Annotated in this window: 25 protein-coding genes; 14 read left to right on the forward strand and 11 right to left on the reverse strand. The window is 51.1% G+C overall.

The window, feature by feature from the left end:
- Positions 1–163: 163 nt before the first annotated feature.
- Positions 164–655: an SRPBCC family protein gene (locus IMCC13023_RS02920; RefSeq protein WP_007541060.1), complete on the reverse strand. Its 492-nt coding sequence runs from the start codon at positions 653–655 to the stop codon at positions 164–166.
- A gap of 131 nt (positions 656–786) precedes the next feature.
- Here IMCC13023_RS02920 and IMCC13023_RS06995 point away from each other — a divergent pair, with 131 nt between their 5' ends.
- From IMCC13023_RS06995 to IMCC13023_RS02940, 4 genes are all read left to right on the forward strand, one after another.
- Positions 787–1,383: a TetR/AcrR family transcriptional regulator gene (locus IMCC13023_RS06995; protein WP_007541062.1), complete on the forward strand. Its 597-nt coding sequence runs from the start codon at positions 787–789 to the stop codon at positions 1,381–1,383.
- Positions 1,384–1,487: 104 nt separating this feature from the next.
- A complete protein-coding gene (locus tag IMCC13023_RS02930) occupies positions 1,488–2,255 on the forward strand; it encodes a GNAT family N-acetyltransferase (protein WP_007541065.1) in 768 nt (255 codons plus the stop codon).
- Between the two features lie 207 nt (positions 2,256–2,462).
- Entirely contained in the window at positions 2,463–2,969 is a 507-nt protein-coding gene (locus tag IMCC13023_RS02935) for a hypothetical protein (protein WP_007541069.1), read from the forward strand.
- 21 nt (positions 2,970–2,990) lie between these two features.
- Entirely contained in the window at positions 2,991–3,602 is a 612-nt protein-coding gene (locus IMCC13023_RS02940; RefSeq protein WP_007541071.1) for a LysE family translocator, read from the forward strand.
- Here IMCC13023_RS02940 and bcp read toward each other — a convergent pair.
- Positions 3,599–4,060: a thioredoxin-dependent thiol peroxidase gene (gene bcp / locus IMCC13023_RS02945; protein WP_040324857.1), complete on the reverse strand. Its 462-nt coding sequence runs from the start codon at positions 4,058–4,060 to the stop codon at positions 3,599–3,601. The two genes, IMCC13023_RS02940 and bcp, sit on opposite strands and share 4 nt — an antisense overlap.
- Positions 4,061–4,133: 73 nt before the next feature.
- Between bcp and IMCC13023_RS02950 the strand changes: the two genes are divergently transcribed.
- From IMCC13023_RS02950 to IMCC13023_RS02960, 3 genes are read left to right on the forward strand one after another with little or no spacing between them, the layout of a single operon-like run.
- On the forward strand, positions 4,134–4,733 hold the full coding sequence (locus tag IMCC13023_RS02950; protein ID WP_007541076.1) for a LysE/ArgO family amino acid transporter: 600 nt from the start codon (positions 4,134–4,136) through the stop codon (positions 4,731–4,733).
- A gap of 14 nt (positions 4,734–4,747) precedes the next feature.
- Positions 4,748–5,890: a MalY/PatB family protein gene (locus IMCC13023_RS02955; RefSeq protein WP_007541078.1), complete on the forward strand. Its 1,143-nt coding sequence runs from the start codon at positions 4,748–4,750 to the stop codon at positions 5,888–5,890.
- 10 nt (positions 5,891–5,900) lie between these two features.
- On the forward strand, positions 5,901–6,374 hold the full coding sequence (locus IMCC13023_RS02960) for a SprT-like domain-containing protein (RefSeq protein WP_007541080.1): 474 nt from the start codon (positions 5,901–5,903) through the stop codon (positions 6,372–6,374).
- On the opposite strand, the gene IMCC13023_RS02965 is transcribed toward IMCC13023_RS02960, so the two are convergent.
- The 5 genes from IMCC13023_RS02965 to IMCC13023_RS02985 are packed head-to-tail and all read right to left on the reverse strand — an operon-like array spanning position 6,371 to position 10,299.
- A complete protein-coding gene (locus tag IMCC13023_RS02965; RefSeq protein ID WP_007541082.1) occupies positions 6,371–7,228 on the reverse strand; it encodes a prenyltransferase in 858 nt (285 codons plus the stop codon). The two genes, IMCC13023_RS02960 and IMCC13023_RS02965, sit on opposite strands and share 4 nt — an antisense overlap.
- Complete coding sequence (locus IMCC13023_RS02970; protein WP_007541084.1) at positions 7,225–7,512, reverse strand: lycopene cyclase domain-containing protein; 288 nt, start codon at positions 7,510–7,512, stop codon at positions 7,225–7,227. Before IMCC13023_RS02970 ends, IMCC13023_RS02965 begins: the two co-directional genes overlap by 4 nt.
- Positions 7,509–7,835 (reverse strand): lycopene cyclase domain-containing protein, encoded by a 327-nt coding sequence (locus IMCC13023_RS02975; protein ID WP_007541086.1) that lies wholly within the window; start codon positions 7,833–7,835, stop codon positions 7,509–7,511. The genes IMCC13023_RS02970 and IMCC13023_RS02975 overlap by 4 nt, the downstream gene beginning before the upstream one ends.
- Positions 7,832–9,409: a phytoene desaturase family protein gene (gene crtI, locus IMCC13023_RS02980; RefSeq protein WP_007541089.1), complete on the reverse strand. Its 1,578-nt coding sequence runs from the start codon at positions 9,407–9,409 to the stop codon at positions 7,832–7,834. The genes IMCC13023_RS02975 and crtI overlap by 4 nt, the downstream gene beginning before the upstream one ends.
- Positions 9,406–10,299 (reverse strand): phytoene/squalene synthase family protein, encoded by an 894-nt coding sequence (locus tag IMCC13023_RS02985; RefSeq protein ID WP_007541091.1) that lies wholly within the window; start codon positions 10,297–10,299, stop codon positions 9,406–9,408. Before IMCC13023_RS02985 ends, crtI begins: the two co-directional genes overlap by 4 nt.
- 39 nt (positions 10,300–10,338) lie before the next feature.
- Between IMCC13023_RS02985 and ilvD the strand changes: the two genes are divergently transcribed.
- From ilvD to serA, 6 genes are all read left to right on the forward strand, one after another.
- The gene (gene ilvD, locus IMCC13023_RS02990; RefSeq protein ID WP_007541094.1) at positions 10,339–12,030 is read left to right on the forward strand and encodes a dihydroxy-acid dehydratase; all 1,692 of its coding nucleotides are present in this window, start codon (positions 10,339–10,341) and stop codon (positions 12,028–12,030) included.
- A 22-nt stretch (positions 12,031–12,052) separates the two neighbouring features.
- Entirely contained in the window at positions 12,053–13,807 is a 1,755-nt protein-coding gene (locus IMCC13023_RS02995; protein WP_007541096.1) for an acetolactate synthase large subunit, read from the forward strand.
- A complete protein-coding gene (ilvN, locus tag IMCC13023_RS03000; RefSeq protein ID WP_007541098.1) occupies positions 13,807–14,316 on the forward strand; it encodes an acetolactate synthase small subunit in 510 nt (169 codons plus the stop codon). The genes IMCC13023_RS02995 and ilvN overlap by 1 nt, the downstream gene beginning before the upstream one ends.
- Positions 14,317–14,351: 35 nt before the next feature.
- Positions 14,352–15,377, forward strand: coding sequence for a ketol-acid reductoisomerase (gene ilvC, locus IMCC13023_RS03005; protein ID WP_007541101.1), 1,026 nt, complete (start codon positions 14,352–14,354; stop codon positions 15,375–15,377).
- Positions 15,378–15,496: 119 nt separating this feature from the next.
- Positions 15,497–15,616, forward strand: coding sequence for a DUF8730 family Cys-rich protein (locus tag IMCC13023_RS07445; RefSeq protein WP_502685260.1), 120 nt, complete (start codon positions 15,497–15,499; stop codon positions 15,614–15,616).
- Positions 15,617–15,683: 67 nt separating this feature from the next.
- Entirely contained in the window at positions 15,684–17,279 is a 1,596-nt protein-coding gene (gene serA, locus IMCC13023_RS03010) for a phosphoglycerate dehydrogenase (protein ID WP_007541104.1), read from the forward strand.
- On the opposite strand, the gene IMCC13023_RS03015 is transcribed toward serA, so the two are convergent.
- Genes IMCC13023_RS03015 through IMCC13023_RS03030 form a run of 4 tightly spaced genes read right to left on the reverse strand, consistent with a single transcriptional unit; the run spans position 17,276 to position 19,853 of the window.
- Complete coding sequence (locus IMCC13023_RS03015; protein WP_007541107.1) at positions 17,276–18,922, reverse strand: FAD-dependent oxidoreductase; 1,647 nt, start codon at positions 18,920–18,922, stop codon at positions 17,276–17,278. The genes serA and IMCC13023_RS03015 overlap by 4 nt on opposite strands.
- Positions 18,922–19,254, reverse strand: coding sequence for a rhodanese-like domain-containing protein (locus tag IMCC13023_RS03020; protein ID WP_007541109.1), 333 nt, complete (start codon positions 19,252–19,254; stop codon positions 18,922–18,924). The genes IMCC13023_RS03015 and IMCC13023_RS03020 overlap by 1 nt, the downstream gene beginning before the upstream one ends.
- Positions 19,254–19,571 (reverse strand): rhodanese-like domain-containing protein, encoded by a 318-nt coding sequence (locus IMCC13023_RS03025; protein ID WP_007541111.1) that lies wholly within the window; start codon positions 19,569–19,571, stop codon positions 19,254–19,256. The genes IMCC13023_RS03020 and IMCC13023_RS03025 overlap by 1 nt, the downstream gene beginning before the upstream one ends.
- A 24-nt stretch (positions 19,572–19,595) precedes the next feature.
- Positions 19,596–19,853, reverse strand: coding sequence for a metal-sensitive transcriptional regulator (locus IMCC13023_RS03030; RefSeq protein ID WP_007541113.1), 258 nt, complete (start codon positions 19,851–19,853; stop codon positions 19,596–19,598).
- An 89-nt stretch (positions 19,854–19,942) separates the two neighbouring features.
- On the opposite strand from IMCC13023_RS03030, the gene IMCC13023_RS03035 reads away from it, so the two are divergent.
- Positions 19,943–20,311 carry a rhodanese-like domain-containing protein gene (locus IMCC13023_RS03035; protein WP_007541115.1) on the forward strand — a complete coding sequence of 123 codons (369 nt, stop codon included), beginning with the start codon at positions 19,943–19,945 and terminating at the stop codon, positions 20,309–20,311.
- The last annotated feature ends 53 nt before the right edge of the window (positions 20,312–20,364 follow it).

Raw genomic sequence — 20,364 nt, forward strand, 5'->3', positions numbered from 1 at the left:
AAACCCCCATGGATTCACATGGGGGTTTATCTTTTTGGCTCAATTTTTCTTCACCCGTGAATCACATCCGATAAGAACCGAACGGACCACGTGTTTGGGACGCAGGCTAATCAGGACCTCGAGAACATCAGGAGTCACTGAGTAGCCGGCACTAGACCACGATTCAGTTCTTGCCAAACTCCGGGTTGGCCTCAACGTATGTTTTTAGAGCCACCATCGCCGCGGCAATCTGACCAAACATCCCGTTGATGGCCTTTGAGATGTTCTCACTTTCCGGGGCCGACGAGGCGATCGTTATATCAATTGTGGAGGAAACAGTGCAGGCACCGTCCATTACAGCAGTAACAACCCAAGTGTTTTGAATTTTTTCCATGAACGGGGGCACGTTCTGGGCTGCAAGTGTGTAGCTCAGCATTTTCGTAGGAGCGTCGAAGTCCACGATACGGACGTCTGCCTGACCGAGCCCTTCAATTTCGCTCACGCGACCTCCAAACCGGCTTCCGTTGACACCGTCAGGAGTTGCGGGATTTTGAGCGGATGAAATAACTCCGGGTGCCCAGGCCGCGTTTTCAAGGAAGTCGTCGGCCAGCAGTCTCCAGACTGAGTCTGCGGATGCCTCGATCGTTACCGTGGTGGTGTCTGTTTGCGGTTCCATTTGAATACTCCTTAATTCTGCAACATCTGTTGCATAAATAAACACTAACCCTTCTTTACATTTATTGCAACTAGTGTTGTAAAATCGAAATTCGGGTGTTCTCAGCCCTGAAATCGGAGGGATGGATAAAGATGGCGCGACCAAGGTCGTTCGATGAGCAAGACCTTCTTGAAACAGTGATGGAAGCATTCTGGCGCCGCGGTTACAGTGCGACCACGTATCGAGGCATTGAATTAATCACTGGGGTTGGGATAAGGAGCCTGGCGAACACCTTCGGCGAGAAAGATGAACTCTTTCTTACAGTCTTAGCTAGTTACCGGGGTCGTGTCTCAAGAAACTTGGACAAGATGTTCGCATCACCATCGATTGACTCAATCGTGCGTTTTTTCGAGCGCATTTCTTCGCCTTCTGATGAGGAGGATCCTCGCCGCAACGGCTGCTTAATGGTGAACACAGTCTTCGAAATCGACAAACCGACAGCGGCTGTGAACAGGGAGATCGCTCAGTATCGCGATCTGTTTCGCAGCGTGTTTATCGAGTCGCTCGAGTCGGACCAGATCCTAGATCCTGAGATCAGAGCTGATTTCCTGATTGGTGCCCTCTGGGGTGCGTTTAGTCAAATACGACTAGCCCGCGATCCCACTTCGGCAAAGTCAATTAGTACCGTCGTGGTCGAAGTGCTTGACGGTTGGAGAAGCCCAGTCCCACCAAAGCACTCGGTCACATAACTTTGCCGGAGCGGATTTCTGCAGGCTTTTCTCCAGTTTCGCTAGGTTACTCATTTTCAAGCATCGTGCGCAAAAGCGGGCCCCCAGGTCCGTAGTCTTAGCTAGTGCTTCTAAATTCAATGCCGCATGCCAACGGCGCTCCGATTGGCATTGAGGTGGGTCAAGCGGCTAAGCCCGCGCTGCCAGACACAGGCATCGCGCTTTCCGGATCCCTCTGCAGACTCGAGACACTAAGCGCTGAGTCTCACGCCCAAGATCTCTTTGAAGCATTTAGCCTCGATGTATCCGACTCGCTCTGGACCTACTTGCCCCAGGGCCCCTTCCAGTCCGCGGATGAATTTTTGTCCTGGGTGCAGCATGTGCAAGGACAGCAAGACCCAGCTTTTTACGCAATCATCGACGAGCAGACCAACAAGGCAGTTGGTGTTTCTGCCTACCTTCGTATTGACCAAAGGGCGTCCTCAATCGAGATTGGCTGGCTAACTTTCTCGCCCTTGATGCAGAAAAAGCCCATTGCCACCGAGGCGATGTACTTGATGATGAAAAACACATTTGATCTTGGCTACCGACGCCTCGAGTGGAAGTGCAACGCGCTAAACGCACCATCGATTAGAGCTGCTGCGAGATTAGGCATGTCATTTGAGGGTGTGTTCAGGCAAGCCGCGATTGTGAAGGGCCACAGCCGTGACACGGCATGGTTTTCAATTTTGGATAGCGAATGGCCCCAAGTTAGGTCCGCAATTGAGGCCTGGTTAGCGGAGGATAATTTCTATGAGGCGGGCAACCAAAGGCTTCGCTTGAGTGAAGTCACTCTCACTTTGCTAGCAGATTCTTGGCCGCAAGTCACTGTAAGGGTCAGCGAACAAAATTAGGTCGGGGCCTTTGTCTTTCTAGTGACTGTGCGCCCCAAGAGCTTTGCTGTTCGCGTTTATTCTCGCCTTGAGTACTGCCGAAGCATTTTGGCAAATATGGGAATTGGTAGGCCGGTATGCGTGTTCTTTTTATAAGTCGCCGGCCAAAGACGCTTGGCATCAAATCCACTCACAAATCAGCAAGTTCGAGCGTCTATAGGAAGCCAAATGATTATCAAAGAGTTCGTCACAAAGTTAGAAGCCCAGTTCGATAAATACATGATCCGGTTTTCTACCAAGATTGGCGTTCCGTTTCTCAGGTATGCCATCGGAATCATCTTCATCTGGTTTGGTGCTCTAAAGATGATCGGTGAATTATCCCCTGCCTATGACTTGGTTGCGGCAACCATTTACTGGTTGACACCGGAGATTATTGTTCCGCTGCTTGGATTATGGGAAGTTGCAATCGGAGTTGCTTTCTTGGTTCCAGCGCTAACACGAGCCGGCATAGTTCTTCTTGCGTTTCAGATGCCTGGAACCTTCTTGCCACTTGTGCTACTTCCCGAAGTCTGCTTCACGGTTGTTCCTTTCGGCCTGACCCTCGAGGGTCAGTACATTGTGAAGAACTTGGTAATTATTGGGTCTGCTCTTGTGATTGTGGCGGGTATGTCCACCAGGAAACCCGACAAGCTCGCTGTGTCCGTTTCGAAGAAAAATGAAGCGTTAATTAGCTAGCTTTACTGGCACTATTTACACATGACGTGGCAAACCTGGTCTCTTTACACTCTTGCGGCAATCGGGCTATCGCTTACTCCTGGGCCAAACGGTCTTTTGGCCCTGACTCACGGAGCGCTACACGGGACCAAAAAGACTCTTGCGACAATCGCCGGAGGGTCTCTCGGGTTCGGGTTGGTCATCGGGCTTTCGATGTTCGGCATCGGAGCACTGTTGGCGACCTGGGCGGGCCTGCTGGTGATGATGAAGTGGCTCGGTGGGGCGTATTTGGTGTGGCTGGGTCTTCAGCTAATCAGATCCGAGCCGATCAATATTTCACGGTCCAAGAACGCTGGCAATGGAAAGCTTAGAACGCTGTTCAGTCAAGGTTTGATTTCAGCCGTGAGCAACCCAAAGGGCATCCTGTTCTTCGTTGCGTTTCTGCCGCAGTTTGTGAACCCGCGAGAATCACTTTTCACGCAGTTTTTGCTGATGGCAATGACGTTTATCGTGATCGAATTTATTTATGAATTCACCGTGGCTTCGTTGGCAGACCGAATCAAGCCGCTTTTAGTTCGAGCTGGCAAAAATTTCAATCGCGTCTTCGGCGGCATTTTTATTGCCATCGGAGTTTTGCTTCCACTTCGTGGCTAGAGGCCGAGCTGCTCTTTCAGGAAGGCAACGTGTCCTGCTGTTTTGACCTTGTAGAAAGCGTGACTAATCTTGCCGGCCGGGTCAACCACAAAAGTTGACCGAATCGTGCCCATGTATTCCTTGCCATACATTTGCTTCGCGCCATAGGCGCCATATGTCTTTTGAACCTGGCTATCCTCATCGGAAAGAAGATCGAAGTTCAAGCTTTGTTTTTCTTGAAATGTTTTTAGCTTGCTCTGCTTGTCAGGAGAAACCCCTAGGACCACGTAGCCGAGTGCTTTAAGTGAGTTTATGTTGTCCCTAAAATCGCAGGCTTGAACCGTGCAGCCAGGTGTCGAGGCTGCGGGATAGAAATAGACAATCACGTTTTTACCCGCGTGATCAGCAAGAGAGACGCTATGTCCATCCTGATTCACAAGGGTAAATTCTGGGGCTGTAGTTCCAGTTTCTAGAGTCATGCTTTTTTTCAATAGGCTTTGACAAGAATTTATTTCCAATTTTCTGTCAAGGCTAATTCTTAGTTAGGGTCCCGTGCTAGCAGTCACTACCGGTTTCGCCAGCGGCTTGGCTTTGATTATTGCCATCGGAGCGCAGAACGCTTTTGTTCTGAGGCAGGGACTGAAGCGCCAAAACATCTTCGCCGTAGTCCTTTTCTGCGCGGTTGCTGATGCGGTTTTGATAGGTGCTGGCATCTTGGGCCTCGGGGCAGTCATCGAATCTGTTCCTTGGTTATTGGTAGTTCTGCGCTTTGGTGGAGCTGCCTATCTGGTGTGGTTTGGAATCAGTTCAATTCGAAGGGCAATTAGACCCAGCACCCTGGAATCAGGCGGGCAAGCAAAATCGAACTTGGCAAAGGCAATCGGGACTGCGGCAGCGCTTACGTTTTTGAATCCTCACGTCTACATAGACACCGTTATTTTGCTTGGATCAATTGGCAATCAGTTTGTAAATGACAGATGGTGGTTTTGGTTAGGTGCGAGCATTGGAAGCTTTGTGTGGTTCTTTGGCCTGGGTTACTTCGCGAGACTCTTGGCGCCGCTCACATCATCGATGAAGTTCTGGCGCATTCTTGATTCGCTAATTGCCCTCGTGATGTTTTTCATCGCGGGCTACTTGCTGTTTGGCTTCTAGGGCATAATCGAAGCATGCAAGACCCAAATAATTTTACTAATTTTGCCAATCGATCAAGCTCTAAGTGGCGAAGGTTTCCAGAAGAAGTCCTGCCGATGCACGTGGCGGAGATGGACTTTGATGTCGCAAAGCCGATTCGAGATCGACTCAGTCAAATGGTTGCTAATTCTGACCTTGGCTATCAGGGCCCATTTCCTGAGATTGGTCCAGCCTTTGGGGGTTTTGCCCTAAACCGTTGGGGCTGGAAAGTAGAGCCCGGCGGCATAAAGCTGGCCAGCGATGTTGCCGCCGCTGCGGTCGAAATCCTTAAGGCTGTTACCACTCCGGGCGAAAAGGTTCTTATAAATTCTCCCGTGTATACGGCATTCTTTGGGTGGCTAAAAGAAGCCGAATGTGAACCTGTAGATGCGCCCCTGCAGTTAGACGGTGACACTTGGAAATTGGACTTAGCCGCTATTCGAGAGCAGTTTGAAAACGGCGTGAAGGTTTACCTGCTCTGCTCACCACAAAACCCCGTGGGTCGCATTCACTCGGCTCAGGAGCTAACTGAGATTGCTCTGATGGCTCAGGAGTTTGATGTACTGGTAATTTCTGATGAAATTCATGCACCGCTTAGCTGGGGTCCATTCACACCCTATTTGTCTCTCGGCCAGCACGCTATAGAAACAGGGGTGACCATTACCTCAAGTTCGAAGGGCTGGAATACAGCAGGACTAAAAGCGGGTTTTCTAATTACCCAGTCCGATCAGGTGAGAAACAAGCTTTCGAGGTTGCCAGATGCAATGCAGTGGCGGTCCTCTATCCTCGGTGCTCACGCGATGGTTGCCGCTTACGAATCCGGGACCCCCTGGCTCGATGAAACGGTAATCATCCTCCAGGAGAACCTCGAGCATCTTCGTCACGAGGTGGCCACCAGGCTGCCAAGGGCAAAGATGTTCCAGATGGAAGCAACTTATTTGGCGTGGATCGACCTTGAGGCTTATCGCATTTCTGATTTGGCAAAAACTATTTTGAGCGAGGCGAAGGTGTCAGTGATCGCAGGTCCCGATCACAGCCCGCAAGATGACTTCAAGGGTTTTATCCGGTTCAATTTCGCAAGTTCCAAACCAAGAATTACCGAGGCTGTCAGGCGCATCAGCGAGCTATGCGAGGGCTAACACTAAAAGCATGACCTCTCTAGAAAAAAGCGATTCCTCAGTCACCAATGCCCAGATTGAACAGATGGCACTTGAGCTATTCCAAGCTCACGGGGTCATTAACTACTCTTTTGGTTTCGATCGAGCGATCAGAAGAGCCGGTCAGTGTGACTACTCAAAGAAGCGAATCACTTTGAGCAAGCATTTTGTTGCGACGGCAGATCTGGATCAAATCCATCAGGTGTTGCTTCACGAGGTCGCTCACGCTTTGGTCGGGAGGTCTGTTGGTCACGGAAGGCTCTGGAAACAACAAGCTTCTCTGCTCGGGTATCGTCACGAAAAACTCGATGGTGGGGTGATCGCCGAATCCAGTGCAAAGTATTTGGGGGAGTGTACTGCGGGCCACAAGCACTACCGAATGCGCAGGCCTAGTTCTGTTCTTAGCTGCAAGCTATGTGCGCCGAGTTTCTCAAGATCGCATCTAATTAGCTGGAGGGCTATTTAGCTGGGGCCAATCAAGAGTGACGAGATAATCGCGCCCGCAAAAAAGTTCAGCCAGATAAATCTCTTCCAACCCCTGTTGGCAGTTTCACAGGTCTCATCAGTGATTCTGAACTCTCTTGCAGTGACAAACAAGTACGGGAGTGCGGCTAGGGCCGCAAACTGAAATCTACCCGGCAGCCCCAGCAGCATCAGAGCCGCCAGTAAATAGGCTCCAAAAGCTAGCTTTACCGACAAGCGGGCACCAAAAAAAGTGGCGATCGACGCGATGTTCGCTTCTTTATCGGCCCTAATGTCTTGAACCGCGCCAAAAGCGTGGGAGGCCATACCCCATAGGAAGAATGCGATTGTTGCCATCATCACAACTTCACCCATGAGACTTGTCCCGGCAAGTGCAAGCCCAAAGAGCATTGGACCAATAAAGTGCAGGGCGGAGGTGAAGGAGTCCAGAACCGGAATCTCTTTGAAGCGCAAATACTTGGCCGAGTAGGCAACGACCGAAAAAATGACTAAGAGCAAGAGCGCCCCGGAAAAAACACTGCCGACTGCAAGAAGATAAATCACAAACGGCGCCGCAAGGCTGGTTGAGATCCGGAGGGTGGCCGCGTGATATTTAGGTTCCAGAAGAGCTCCCTCTAGCCCGCCTTTTCTCGGGTTCGTGAGATCAGACTCATAGTCAAAAACATCGTTCACCCCGTACATCAGCAAGTTGTAGGGAATTAGGAAGAAAAAAGCGCCAACAACCAAGGTGACATCGATGTTTCCTGACCCGAGGAAATAGGCAACTGCGAACGGGAAGGCGGTGTTTACCCAGGAAATTGGCCTTGAAGAAACCACAAGCCTGGAAATTAGTTTCACAATTTAGTCCTGAAAAAATTGAACAGCGAGGGCACCAGGACGATCGCAAGCACCGTGTAGGCAAAGTCCTCGATGGGAGCGACGCCTATCATGATGCCGGAAATTTTCTCCTGGTCGTATGCGACGATACCCGTTTCGATTATCACGTTGTCAAAAATAGCAGTGAGTGTAAGCATTACAAAAGCAGTTCCCACCAGTGGCCTTGTGACCCACCAGTGGCGCATCAAGAATGCGTAAATAGCCACGAGGGCCATCACCGTTACAGTCAGCAAAAGGTAGGTCATTTTTTCAACCACCTTGCAAAACCTAGGTAGACAAGCAGTGAGTTATAGCTCAACAAAATAAGGAAAAACAGTTCCTCGAGAGGCAGTTCTGGTGCAAGCAGTAATCCGGAAAGCTGAGGGGCGTTACCGCGAAAAAATATCCCGAGGGCTATTCCGACTAAATCCCAAACCAGGAACAGAGCAACTGCAATTCCAATCGAGAGTGCTGCAGCCCTAGGGGATGAGGCGAATGCCAGCTTGTGACGCCGGTCAAGAAGGTAAAGCCCGGTTATCGATAAAACAAGTGCTGCCAGGTAAGCAAAAGGGGTTAGCGCATCAATCAACTAATGCCTTTCCACCTTTGAACCTCGGTTAGCTCTTTTTGAATGGGTCCAGAACTGCGGTCGTTTGTCAGATGTTTATAAACCAGCTCAGCACCGATTAGGCACATCGGCAAGCCGATGCCCGGAATGGTGTTGTGGCCGGTGTAGAACAGGTTCTTCAGTTTCTTGGAGTAGTTCTTCGGCCTAAAAAATGCGCTCTGGGTCAAAGTGTGAGCCATACCAAGTGCGGTACCGCTCCAGGCATTTAGTTCCGACTCGAAGTTACCTGGCCCCATGGTGCGCCTAACCACGATGCGCTCGTGAAGGTCGGGGATGTCACACCACTTCGCAATCTGATCGATTATCTTGTCGGCGGCAGCCTCGAAATCCTCATCACCACTTCGCTCAATGCCACCTCGGCCAATAACCGGGTCCGGAGCAATGGGTACTAGTACGAAAAGGTTCTCGTGCCCATCTGGGGCAACTGATGCATCTGACTTAGAAGGGTTACAGATGTATAGCGACGCCGGTGACGGTACGTGACTCTTTCCATCAGCCTTTCTAAACACCTCGGAGAAATTAGTGCTCCAGTCCTTGGTATACAAAAGCGTGTGGTGATCAAGCTGGTCTATCTTGCCTTTGACCCCTAAGTAGATCAGCATCGCCGAAGGGCCCGGGGTTTTCTTATCCCAGAATTTTTGCGGGTAAGTCTGGTGCTTTTTTTCAAGCAATTTAGTCTCGACGTGATGCAGGTCGGCGCTCGCGACAACGACATCGGCCAAATATTCCGAGGAACCGACTTGAAGGCCAACGGCCTTGTTGCCGTCGGTCAGGATCTTTGTGACCGGTGAACTGGTGTGAATCTCGACGCCGTATTGCTTTGCAAGCCGGGCGATAGCCTCAATGACACTGTGGAGTCCACCCTGAGGGTAGAACACTCCTTGGTTCATGTCGACGTGAGTCATTAGGTGATACATGCTTGGAGTGTCGTACGGGGAAGCACCTAAAAAGACGGCTGGAAAGTTCAGCATTTTCTTGAGGCGATCGTCTTTGACGTATTCCCCGGAAAATGAGTACAGCGGCTTGAGTAGTAACTTCATGAATCGGCCAAGTTTCGCAATTACCTCCGGCTGCACGAAGCTTCTGGCATCTTGGAAGTTTGTATACAAAAAGTGCTTAATCGAAAGGTCGTAGGCATCCTCTGCGCTGTCTAGATATCTCTGGAGACCTTCGCCTGCCCCAACTTCAATTGATTCAAACAGCTCTTTTATGCCCTCGACGTTATCCGGCATTAAGAGTGCATCACCCAGACCCTCGTTTCGAGTTTGGTAAGCCGGGTTTAGTCTCACTAGGTCGAGCTGTTCCTTGGCCGAGGTGCCCATTAGCTTGAAGAACTGCTCAAAGGCATCCGGCATCAAGTACCAGCTCGGGCCCATGTCAAAGCGGAAGCCGTCTTTCTCCCAGACATCGGCGCGACCGCCAAGGGTGGCGTTTGCCTCGAAAAGCTGAACTTTCATTCCTGCCTTGGCTAGAAGTGCTGCGCTTGCAAGACCGGCGATTCCTCCACCAACGACAACGGCAGTTTTATTACTCAAGGCTTTACTCCTAATAGGGCTTTGGCAAGCACGAATAGCTTCCGTAAGTTGTTAACAGAGATACGGGTCCGAATTAGTTCCTCGGCGGGGGTTTTAGATATTTTGTCGTTGAGTTCCTGAAACAAAAACTGAGCTGCCGTTACTGCTTTTCTCGCGGATGATTCCAGTAGTGGTAGCGACAAAGCGGAAATTCGCAAATCATTTTGGATATCTTCGACCAATCTATTTTTGGTCTTTTCGTCAAAGGTCTTTATGGCAACCCCTGGAAAGTAACTGCGTCCGAGCTTGTCAAAATCGGCAGCAAGATCTCTTAGGAAGTTCACCTTCTGAAACGCTGCGCCTAGCGCACGAGCGCCCTTGACCAAGAGCAGTTTTTGCTCTTCGGTGTAATCCCTGCCATGGACGAATGCAGCCAGGCACATCAAGCCGACAACCTCGGCGCTGCCATATACATAAACCTGGAAAGATTTTTGATCATGAATCGTTTCTGTCAAATCTTGCCGCATCGAGAAAAAGAAAGGCTCAATGATGTCTTTTTTGATTACAACTTCTCTAGCGGTTACAGCAAATGCATGTATTACTAGGTTTGTGCTGAAGCCGCGTTCCAGTGCCAAGTAGGTTTCGTTTTCAAATTCGGTTAGCAGCACGCCCGGGTCAAATCCGTCTGATGCCGCCGAGGCTTGAGCAGCACTGCCATCAACAATTTCATCGGCTACCCGAACCAGCGCGTAAATGTTCTCTATGTGGTGACGTAAGTCTTTGTTTAGGACCCTGGTTGCCATGCCAAAAGAAGTCGAATAGGAGTAGATAACTTCTTTGCTGGCTCGGTGGGCCGCGTGATTATAAAGCGCCAGACCGGTCGGCACCTTTGTTGTGTCTTGATTTTCCACACGACCAGAGTATCGCGATATAAATCGTAAGATTAACCCATGACCAATCACATGAAGCCAAGAAGCCATGATGTAACCGATGGAATTGAGCGCGCACCAGCCCGCGGAATGCTCCGAGCCGTGGGTATGGGTGACGACGACTGGGTTAAGCCACAAATTGGCGTTGCCTCTTCTTGGAATGAAGTTACTCCTTGCAACTTGTCTCTAGATCGTCTTGCAGATGCCGTAAAAGTTGGCGTCCGTCAGGCAAACGGCTGGCCAATGGAGTTTGGAACGATTTCAGTTTCGGACGGTATCTCAATGGGTCACGAGGGTATGCACTTTTCACTCGTGTCTCGAGAGGTAATCGCGGACTCTGTCGAGACCGTGATCCAGGCTGAACGAATGGACGGCTCAGTATTGCTTGCCGGCTGTGACAAATCACTGCCGGGAATGCTAATGGCAGCCGCAAGACTGGATCTTGCATCTGTATTTTTGTACGCGGGTACGATCGCTCCGGGTTGGGTGAAGCTAACCGATGGCACCGAGAAGCAGGTGACAATCATCGATGCTTTCGAAGCCGTTGGTGCCTGCAAGGCCGGCAAAATGAGCGAAGAGGACCTCGGTCGAATTGAACGCGCAATATGCCCGGGAGAGGGCGCTTGTGGCGGTATGTATACAGCCAACACCATGGCTTCCATCGGCGAGGCACTCGGCATGAGCCTTCCTGGTTCGGCTGCACCACCATCGGCTGATCGCAGACGAGACATTTGGGCTCACCGTTCTGGCGAGGCGGTAGTGAACTTGATAGACAAGGGCATCACTGCTCGTCAGATTATGACTAAGCCGGCTTTTGAAAATGCGATTGCGGTTTTGATGGCGTTCGGCGGTTCCACAAATGCTGTCCTCCACCTGTTGGCGATTGCCCGCGAGGCAGAAGTTGACCTTCAGCTTGCGGATTTCAACCGCATTGCTGACAAGGTTCCCCACTTGGGCGACCTGAAGCCTTTTGGGCAATATGTGATGAACGATGTTGATCGCGTCGGCGGCGTTCCAGTGCTTATGAAGGCACTTCTAGATGCTGGGCTAATGCACGGAGATGTAATGACCGTGACTGGCAAGACAATGGCCGAAAACTTAGCGGATATTTCACCACCGGACCCAGATGGAAAAATTATTCGCGCTATGAACAACCCGATGAGCAAGCGAGGCGGGATCAATGTGCTGCACGGTTCGATGGCGCCAGAAGGTGCTGTTGTAAAGACCGCAGGTTTTGAGTTGGCTACTTTCGAGGGGCCGGCAAGGGTCTTTGATCGCGAAGGGGCAGCTATAGATGCTCTCAATAATGGCGAGATCAAGTCTGGCGATGCAGTGGTGATTCGCTACGAAGGACCCAAGGGTGGACCAGGAATGCGTGAGATGCTTGCCTTCACTGCGGCTATCAAGGGTGCGGGATTGGGTAAAGATGTTCTACTATTAACGGACGGCAGATTCTCAGGCGGCACAACCGGACTGTGTATCGGCCACGTATCACCAGAGACCACCGACGGTGGGCCAATTTCTCTGGTTCGCGATGGAGACTTGATTCGAGTCGACATCGCAGCTCGCTCGCTTGATTTACTCGTCAGCGAAGAGGAGCTGGCTGATCGTCGTAAGGACTGGCAGCCATTGCCACCGCGATACAACCGCGGTGTGTTAGCGAAATATTCTAAGCTTGTGCACTCGGCTTCCGAGGGCGCGTACTGCGGCTAATAATTGAGTTGAAAAGGACATCATGGCAACCGAGACCCTAACCGGGGCGCAAGCACTAATCCGTTCGCTCGAGCTGCTCGGCGTCGACACGGTCTTTGGCTTGCCCGGTGGAGCAATTTTGCCCACATATGACCCGCTAATGGACTCAAAAAAGCTTCGCCACATCTTGGTTAGGCACGAGCAGGGTGCCGGTCACGCTGCCGAAGGATACGCGGCAGCAAGTGGAAGAGTTGGAGTTTGTATTGCTACAAGCGGTCCGGGTGCTACAAATCTGGTAACTGCAATCGCAGATGCTCACATGGACTCAGTTCCAATGCTTGCAATCACCGGTCAGGTGAATTCATTTGCAATTGGAACCGACGCCTTTCAAGAGGCGGACATTGTTGGAATAACAATGCCGATTACTAAGCACAGTTTCTTGGTTACTCGCGCCGAGGACATACCCGGCGTCGTTGCGGCCGCCTATGAAATAGCTACGACCGGACGACCAGGCCCGGTTTTGATTGACTTTGCCAAGGACGCCCAGAACGGAAAGTTCGAGTTCTCTTGGCCGCCGAAGATCGACCTTCCTGGCTTTAAGCCCATCACTGATCCTCATGGCAAGCAGGTGCAGGCAGCAGCTGAACTCATTCTTAAGTCCCATAAGCCAATTCTTTATGTTGGTGGTGGAGTTATTCGGGCCGAGGCAAGCAATGAACTTCTTGCATTGGCTGAATTGCTTCACGCTCCAGTCACCACGACCTTGATGGCCAGAGGTGCCTTCCCTGACTCGCATCCCCAGCACCTAGGTATGCCGGGAATGCACGGAACGGTTCCGGCTGTAACTGCTTTGCAGAAATCTGACCTGCTGATCACCCTTGGCGCCCGTTTTGATGATCGTGTAACGGGTGACATTAAGAGCTTTGCTAAGGGTGCAAAAGTCATCCACGTCGATATTGACCCTGCCGAAATCGGAAAGATTCGTCACGCCGATGTGCCGATAGTTGGTGACGCCAAGGTCGTGATCTTGATGTTGATTGCCGAGTTGAAGGCGCAGATGAAGAACTCAAAGCCTGATTACGAAGACTGGTGGGTTTTTCTAAACGGGCTCAAGGAGCGCTACCCTCTTGGCTACAGCGAGACGGAGGACGGAAAGCTTTCGCCTCAGTACGTCATTCAGCGCATTGGTGAGCTATCTGGCCCAGAGGCAATATTCGCTGCTGGAGTGGGCCAACACCAGATGTGGTCTGCACAGTTTATTAAGTATGAGCGACCTAATTCTTGGCTTAATTCCGGCGGACTGGGAACTATGGGCTACGCAGTTCCAGCCGCTATGGGCGCCAAAGTCGCTCAGCCAGACCGCTTAGTTTGGGCGATTGATGGCGACGGCTGCTTCCAGATGACAAATCAGGAGCTTGCGACCTGCACCATTAACAACATTCCAATCAAGGTCGCCATCATCAACAACTCTTCGCTTGGGATGGTCAGGCAGTGGCAGACCTTGTTCTACAACTCTCGCTACTCCAACACGGACTTGAATACTGGAACCGACACAATCATGGTTCCGGATTTCGTGAAGCTTGGAGAGGCCTATGGCTGCCTAGCAATCAGGGTCGAGAAGATCGAAGATGTTGATGCGGCTATCAAGCTTGCGATGGAAACCAACGATCGACCCGTCGTAATTGACTTTATAGTCGGCCGGGACGCTATGGTTTGGCCAATGGTGCCATCAGGAATCTCGAATGACGCGGTTCAATATGCCCGAGATGCAGCACCGATTTGGGATGGTGATGAGTAATGACGACTCAGCATGTGCTTTCGCTGTTGGTTGAAAACAAGCCAGGAATTCTTACCCGAGTCGCTGCCCTGTTTGCCAGGCGCGGCTACAACATCGAGTCACTAGCCGTTGGAACCACCGAAATTGAGGGCGTGTCCAGAATAACCGTTGTTGTCAGCTTGGATGGCCTGCCACTTGAGCAGGTAACAAAGCAGCTCAACAAGCTAATCAACGTTCTAAAAATTGTTGAACTCGAAGAAGAAACTTCGGTTGCCAGAGACCACATGTTGGTCAAGGTTCGAACCGACTCTTCGACTAGGTCGCAGGTTTTAGAGGCAGTCACTTTGTTCAGGGCTCGAGTTATCGATGTTGTTAGTGATGCCGTCGTAATCGAGGTCACCGGAAACACCGCTAAGTGCCAGGCCTTCTTGAAGGTCTTAGAGCCATTTGGCATAAAAGAATTGGTTCAGTCAGGCGCGATTGCTGTATCGCGAGGATCTAAGTCAATGAGCGAAAAAGTCCTTCGCTAGGGTTTACTAAATAACAATCAAGGAGAGCAAATAAATTGGCAGAGATTTTCTACGATAAAGACGCAGACATCAGCATCATTCAGGGTCGCAAGGTAGCTGTTCTGGGCTTCGGCTCTCAAGGGCATGCTCACGCGCTAAACCTGAAGGACTCCGGCGTTGACGTCGTAGTTGGACTTTTGGAGGGCTCTAAGTCAATCTCCAAGGCTACCGACCAGGGTCTAACGGTTCTTACTCCAGGTGATGCGGTCAAGTGGGCAAACGTTATCGTTGTGCTTGCTCCGGACCCAAAGCAGCGCGATCTATTCAAGACTGACATTGAGCCGAACCTAGAAGCGGGAGATGCTTTGGTGTTTGGTCACGGCTTCGCAATTCGCTACGGTCAGATCCAGCCGCCAGCAGACATCGACGTATTCCTTGTCGCACCTAAGGGCCCAGGGCACTTGGTGCGTCGCGAGTACGTCGCCGGAAAGGGTGTTCCTAACCTGATTGCGGTTGAGCAGGATGCGACTGGAAACGCGATGGCACTTGGTCTTTCTTATTCTTCTGCAATCGGTGGCACTCGCGCTGGAACCATCAAGACGACCTTCACCGAAGAGACCGAAACAGATCTATTCGGCGAGCAGGCAGTTCTTTGTGGTGGCGCATCCCAGCTTGTGATGTATGGCTTTGAGACTTTGGTTGAGGCTGGCTATCAGCCTGAGATTGCTTACTTCGAAGTTCTCCACGAGCTAAAGCTAATTGTTGACCTGATGTACGAAGGTGGCATTGCCAAGCAGCGTTGGAGTGTTTCTGACACTGCAGAATACGGCGACTACGTTTCTGGCCCAAGGGTTATCGACCCATCGGTCAAGGACAACATGAAGGCAGTGCTAACCGACATTCAAAACGGAGCCTTTGCCAAGCGCTACATTGACGACCAGGATGCTGGTGGACCAGAGTTCAAGGCACTTCGTGCCAAGGGCGAGGCCCACCCAATCGAGGCTACCGGTCGCGAACTGCGCAAGCTCTTCAGCTGGATCAAGAACGACGACGACTACCAAGACGGTAACGTCGCACGATAGTTCTATTGCAAAACCCCCTCGAGTAACTGGAGGGGGTTTTTGCATTTTGTCGCGGCGCTGATTCGATCGAAAACAGTGAGCTGTAGACTTTTTTTCTCAAGGGAATCGAAGGATAAAAAATGTGCTCAAAAGTTACCTGCAGTTCATGCTCAAAGCCAACCTGGGAGGGTTGCGGTGAGCATGTAGAGGAAGCGCTAGCTAGCGTTGCCGAGGCAGACCGCTGCCAGTGCGCACGATAGCCCCAGCTATTTTTCAAGGCTAGAATGGGCCTATCCCATCGCTGTCGATTTTTCGTTAGGTTAGCCATTGTCTAAGCCAATAGTTCTAATTGCTGAAGAGCTCTCACCTGCCACAGTTGAGGCCCTTGGCCCGGATTTTGAGATCCGCCACGTTGATGGTGCAGATCGTGCGGCGTTACTGCCTGCATTGAAAGACGCAAACGCAGTTTTGATTCGCTCTGCCACCAAAATGGACGAGGAAGCACTTAAGGCTGCGCCAGCCTTGAAGGTGATCGCCAGAGCTGGTGTCGGCCTTGACAATGTGGATATAAAAGCAGCCACGAACCAGGGCGTGATGGTTGTCAACGCTCCAACCTCCAACATCATTTCTGCTGCGGAATTGGCCATCGGTCACATCATGTCTCTTGCCAGAAACATCCCCGCTGCCAACTCTTCGATGCAGGCAGGCAAATGGCAGCGAAGCGCTTTTTCTGGCGTTGAACTTTATGAAAAGACCATTGGAATCATTGGCCTTGGTCGCATTGGAACCCTTGTTGCGCAGCGTCTTGCTGGCTTCGGTTCAACTCTGATTGGTTATGACCCTTATGTCACTCAAGCTAGAGCAGAGCAGCTGGGTGTCGAATTGGTCGACATGGATGACCTGATGAAGCGAAGCGATTTCATCACAATTCACATTCCAAAGCTTCCTGAAACCACTGGAATGATTTCCACCGAACAGTTTGCAATCGCTAAACCCAACCTGCGCATAGTGAACTGCTCGCGCGGCGGCATTATCGATGAAGAAGCCCTATACGAGGCTCTAGTGTCAGGCAAGATCGCTGGAGCGGGCCTCGATGTGTATGTGTCTGAGCCCCCAACTGGCTCTGCACTAATTGGCCTAGAGAACATCCAACTAACCCCTCACCTTGGCGCCTCTACCGAGGAGGCTCAGGAGAAGGCCGGTATCTCGGTCGCCAGGTCTGTTCGCCTAGCGCTGGCAGGCGACTTGGTTCCAGATGCTGTGAACGTGGCGGGCGGTGTAATTGATGAATCCGTGAGGCCAGGTATCGCACTTGCTGAGAAGCTGGGTCAAATTGTGGCCGGTCTTGCGCAGAGCTCAATTGTTTCGGTGGAGTTTGAAGCCAGGGGAGAGATCGCAGCGCACGATGTAACAGTGCTGAAGCTGGCCGCCCTCAAGGGTATTTTCCAGACCATGGTCTCAGAGCAGGTTTCCTACGTTAACGCGCCGCTTATGGCTGAGTCTCGAGGCATTGAGGTTCACCTGGTTCAGGACATTGTTAGCGACGAATATCGCAACGTAACAACCGTCAAGGCAGTTTTGTCTGACGGAAGCGTTGTCTCGGTTGGCGGAACCGTGATTGGTCCGAAGCACCATCAAAAAGTTGTTTCCATAAACGGCTATGACGTCGAGCTTTCAATGGCCGAGAACCTAGTTGTCATGGTCTACCAGGACCGCCCAGGAATCGTAGCAATCTACGGCAAGGCTTTTGCCGAGGCCAGCATAAACATCGCTGCAATGACTATTGCCAGGCAGCAGAAGGGCGGAAAAGCCCTTGCCGTCATCACAGTAGACTCCCCGGTTGATTCGGCCGTTCTTGAAGGTGTAAAAATAGAAATTGACGCAGATCTTATGCGCCCTATTTCAATTTTTGAACAGTACTAGCTCTTAGCGGCTCTATCTCTAGCGTCAATGCCTTGCTTCCAGGTCGTGTAACCACCGTCTAGGTTTTTGGCGTTTATGCCATGTCCTCTTAGGAGCTGGACGGCCGTATGGCCACGCTGACCAACGCCGCAGTGAACAATTATTTCTCTGCCGGCAAGCTGATTGAGGTTTTCTCGCAAAGTGTCGATCGGGATCAGCAAGGATCCTGGGATACTTCCACCAACATGCTCAGATTCTGACCTGACATCTACCAGCAAAGCGCCCTCAGACATCTTCTCAGCAAGATCCCCAAACTGAACGCTTTCAGTCTTGCCGGTGAAGATGTTATTGCCAACATAGCCGGCCTGGTTTACGGCGTCCTTGGCGGAACCAAAGGCAGGTGCGTAGCTGAGCTCTAAGTTCATTAGGTCATCAATTTTTAGGCCCGCGTAAATAGCAGTTGCAATAACGTCAATTCGCTTGTCAATTCCATCACGACCAATTCCCTGAGCACCCAAGAGTTTGCCGCTCTCAGGGTCAAATAGAACCTTCAGGCTGACAGCCTCGGCACCGGGGTAGTAGCCAGCGTGGCTGCTTGGGTGAAGGTGGATGACCTTGTGCGCAATGTTCATGCGCTTTGCTAGCGACTCGGTGAGACCGGTAAGGGCTGCTGCCATTCCGAAGGCACCAATTATTCCCGTGCCAATTGATGGCCTAGCAGCTACCGTTTCTCCAGCAATCACGTCGGCCACTAGCCTGCCGTGACGGTTAGCTAGGTTGGCAAGCCAGATCATTTGCTCCTGACCGGTGAGCGCACTTAGTTTCTGGGCAGCGTCTCCGACGGCAAAAATGTTTTCGTCGCTGGTTCGCATCTGGTCATCAACAACGATGCCACCGGCTGAACCGATTTCGAGCCCTGCGTCAACTGCCAGCTTGTGGTCGGCTACAACGCCAATTGCGGCAACTACCAAGTCGGCATCGATAACCCGCCCGTCTTTCAAGGTCAGAGTGGATTCGTGAACCGCTTCAGTCTCAGCAGAAAGAGCGAGCTCAATGCCATTTTCGATTAGCACCTTTTGCATCGGTTCGATCATCTCTGGGTCGAACTGAGGAAGGATGTTGTCACGGAATTCCACAATTGTGGTCTTGATCCCTCGGTGCCGAAGGTTCTCAGCCAGCTCAACGCCGATGAACCCTGCTCCAATAATTGCTGCCGATTTGATCTGCTTGGTATCAACCAAGGCCTTGATCTTGACCGCGTCTTGAACATCCCTTAGGACCAAGGCTCTTTCCAGGCCCGGAATCGGAACCATGCGTGGCTTTGCTCCGGTTGAAAGAACCAGCTGGTCATAACCTTCTTCGTATTCGGTGTTGTCTTTTAGGTTGGCAACTGTGACCTGCTTATTTTCGCGGTCAATCTTTGTGACCCTGTTGTTCACTCGAACATCCAGGTTGAATCTTGCGTGGAGTGATTCTGGGGTTTGAAGAAGCAAGCTTTCTTCTGCTTCAATCACCTCACCGATGTGATACGGAAGACCGCAGTTGGCATATGAAACATGAGGGCCCTGTTCAAAAACGATGATTTCAGCATCTTCTTTTAGCCGACGTAATCTAGTTGCTGCTGACATTCCGCCGGCAACCCCGCCAACAATTAATACCTTCATTAGCGAACAACCTTTAGGCCAGCTCGTTGCCAGGCAGCCATACCGCCAGTAACGTTCTTGACTTGGTATCCATTTTTACTAAGAATTCCAGCAGCTTGAGAACTACGCATGCCCGACTGGCAGACAACTAGTATTTCCTGTTCTATCGGGATCTCTTTGAGTCGTCGCTCTAGAGCGCCAAGCGAAATTAGCTTTGCTCCGGGAGCATGAGAGTTCTTAAATTCTTGACTCTCGCGAACATCAATTAGAATCGCCCCTTTTTCCTGCAGCAACTTGGCAGCGGCTGGAGAAACGGATTCAAATTTCTTTTTGAAAATATCAAACAGGCCCATTAGTTGGATGCCTCAATGGAAACATCCTTGCCCGCTTGGATCCAAGCGCCGGTCCCACCTGCAACAGAAACGACCTTATAGCCCTGTGCTTCGAGGAAGTTCGCAGCTGTCATAGATCTGCCGCCAGATTGGCAGATGATCCAGGTCTTACTCTCTTTGGAAAACTCATCCAGGTTCTCCGGGATGCTGTTTAGGGCAACATGCTTGGCAGTTGGCACGTGGCCGTCCGTGAACTCCCAGTCTTCTCTGACGTCCACGACTTTCTCGCCTGACGCAATCGCCTGCTCTAGTTCGTTGATTGATACTTCGTTCGCCATATTCTTTCCTCTCGAATCTTTTTTCTAGCTAAGGGCTAGAAAAGCTTTTTCTAGTTTTGCTAGATCTTGTTCACCGGCTTCGTCCTGGGTGCAGTTGGCAATGCCAGATGCGATCAGTGAAAATGCCGCTCGATTTATTGCTGATTGAGCCGCGGCCATTTGGGTTAGCACGTCGGTGCACTGTCTGCCTTCGTCAAGCATCCTGATGATGCCCCCAAGTTGCCCCTGTGCTCTAGCCAGACGCTTCTTGACGGAATCAATGTCAGTTTCTGGAATCTCCACGCTCGCTCCTTGATTTAATGTTCTAGTTCCTATACTGTAGCAGATACCCCCGGGGGTATACAAAATTTAGTTGAAATAGAGGAAGCATCATGAAGTTCATCAAGTTTTTAGTTGCCGCGATGATTGCTGTATTCGCGGTTAGCTCGCTTGCCGGTTGTGCAGCGGAGCCCAGAGCCGTCAGTGAGTTTGCTGCGGTAATCGATGTTCGAACCACTGATGAGTGGAACTCTGGTCACCTTGAGGGCGCGCTTCTAATCCCAATAGCCAGTGCGAACTTTGAGGCTCAGCTGGAAGAACTTGATAAAGCCGCCGACTACTTCATTTACTGCCGCTCCGGAAACAGGGCGGGACAGGCTATTGACAGGATGATCGATGCCGGATTTACCGGCGAACTTGTAAACGGAGGTTCGGTTTCAAATGCTTCTTCAATCTTGGGGCTAGAAGTCGTTACCGACTAAGTCATGCGCAAAAGCTGCTCGCAACGGATAAGGTTGTAGAAACCAACCTTGTG

This window comes from Candidatus Aquiluna sp. IMCC13023, assembly GCF_000257665.1.
GTDB lineage: Bacteria > Actinomycetota > Actinomycetes > Actinomycetales > Microbacteriaceae > Aquiluna.

Excerpts from the sequence above, each read along its gene's own strand:
- IMCC13023_RS02920 (WP_007541060.1), bottom strand. The coding sequence starts at position 655 with ATGGAACCGCAAACAGACACCACCACGGTAACGATCGAGGCATCCGCA.
- IMCC13023_RS06995 (WP_007541062.1), top strand. The coding sequence starts at position 787 with ATGGCGCGACCAAGGTCGTTCGATGAGCAAGACCTTCTTGAAACAGTG.
- IMCC13023_RS02935 (WP_007541069.1), top strand. The coding sequence starts at position 2,463 with ATGATTATCAAAGAGTTCGTCACAAAGTTAGAAGCCCAGTTCGATAAA.
- IMCC13023_RS02940 (WP_007541071.1), top strand. The coding sequence starts at position 2,991 with ATGACGTGGCAAACCTGGTCTCTTTACACTCTTGCGGCAATCGGGCTA.
- bcp (WP_040324857.1), bottom strand. The coding sequence starts at position 4,060 with ATGACTCTAGAAACTGGAACTACAGCCCCAGAATTTACCCTTGTGAAT.
- IMCC13023_RS02955 (WP_007541078.1), top strand. The coding sequence starts at position 4,748 with ATGCAAGACCCAAATAATTTTACTAATTTTGCCAATCGATCAAGCTCT.
- IMCC13023_RS02960 (WP_007541080.1), top strand. The coding sequence starts at position 5,901 with ATGACCTCTCTAGAAAAAAGCGATTCCTCAGTCACCAATGCCCAGATT.
- IMCC13023_RS02970 (WP_007541084.1), bottom strand. The coding sequence starts at position 7,512 with ATGACCTACCTTTTGCTGACTGTAACGGTGATGGCCCTCGTGGCTATT.
- ilvD (WP_007541094.1), top strand. The coding sequence starts at position 10,339 with ATGACCAATCACATGAAGCCAAGAAGCCATGATGTAACCGATGGAATT.
- IMCC13023_RS02995 (WP_007541096.1), top strand. The coding sequence starts at position 12,053 with ATGGCAACCGAGACCCTAACCGGGGCGCAAGCACTAATCCGTTCGCTC.
- ilvN (WP_007541098.1), top strand. The coding sequence starts at position 13,807 with ATGACGACTCAGCATGTGCTTTCGCTGTTGGTTGAAAACAAGCCAGGA.
- IMCC13023_RS07445 (WP_502685260.1), top strand. The coding sequence starts at position 15,497 with ATGTGCTCAAAAGTTACCTGCAGTTCATGCTCAAAGCCAACCTGGGAG.
- IMCC13023_RS03015 (WP_007541107.1), bottom strand. The coding sequence starts at position 18,922 with ATGAAGGTATTAATTGTTGGCGGGGTTGCCGGCGGAATGTCAGCAGCA.
- IMCC13023_RS03020 (WP_007541109.1), bottom strand. The coding sequence starts at position 19,254 with ATGGGCCTGTTTGATATTTTCAAAAAGAAATTTGAATCCGTTTCTCCA.
- IMCC13023_RS03025 (WP_007541111.1), bottom strand. The coding sequence starts at position 19,571 with ATGGCGAACGAAGTATCAATCAACGAACTAGAGCAGGCGATTGCGTCA.
- IMCC13023_RS03035 (WP_007541115.1), top strand. The coding sequence starts at position 19,943 with ATGAAGTTCATCAAGTTTTTAGTTGCCGCGATGATTGCTGTATTCGCG.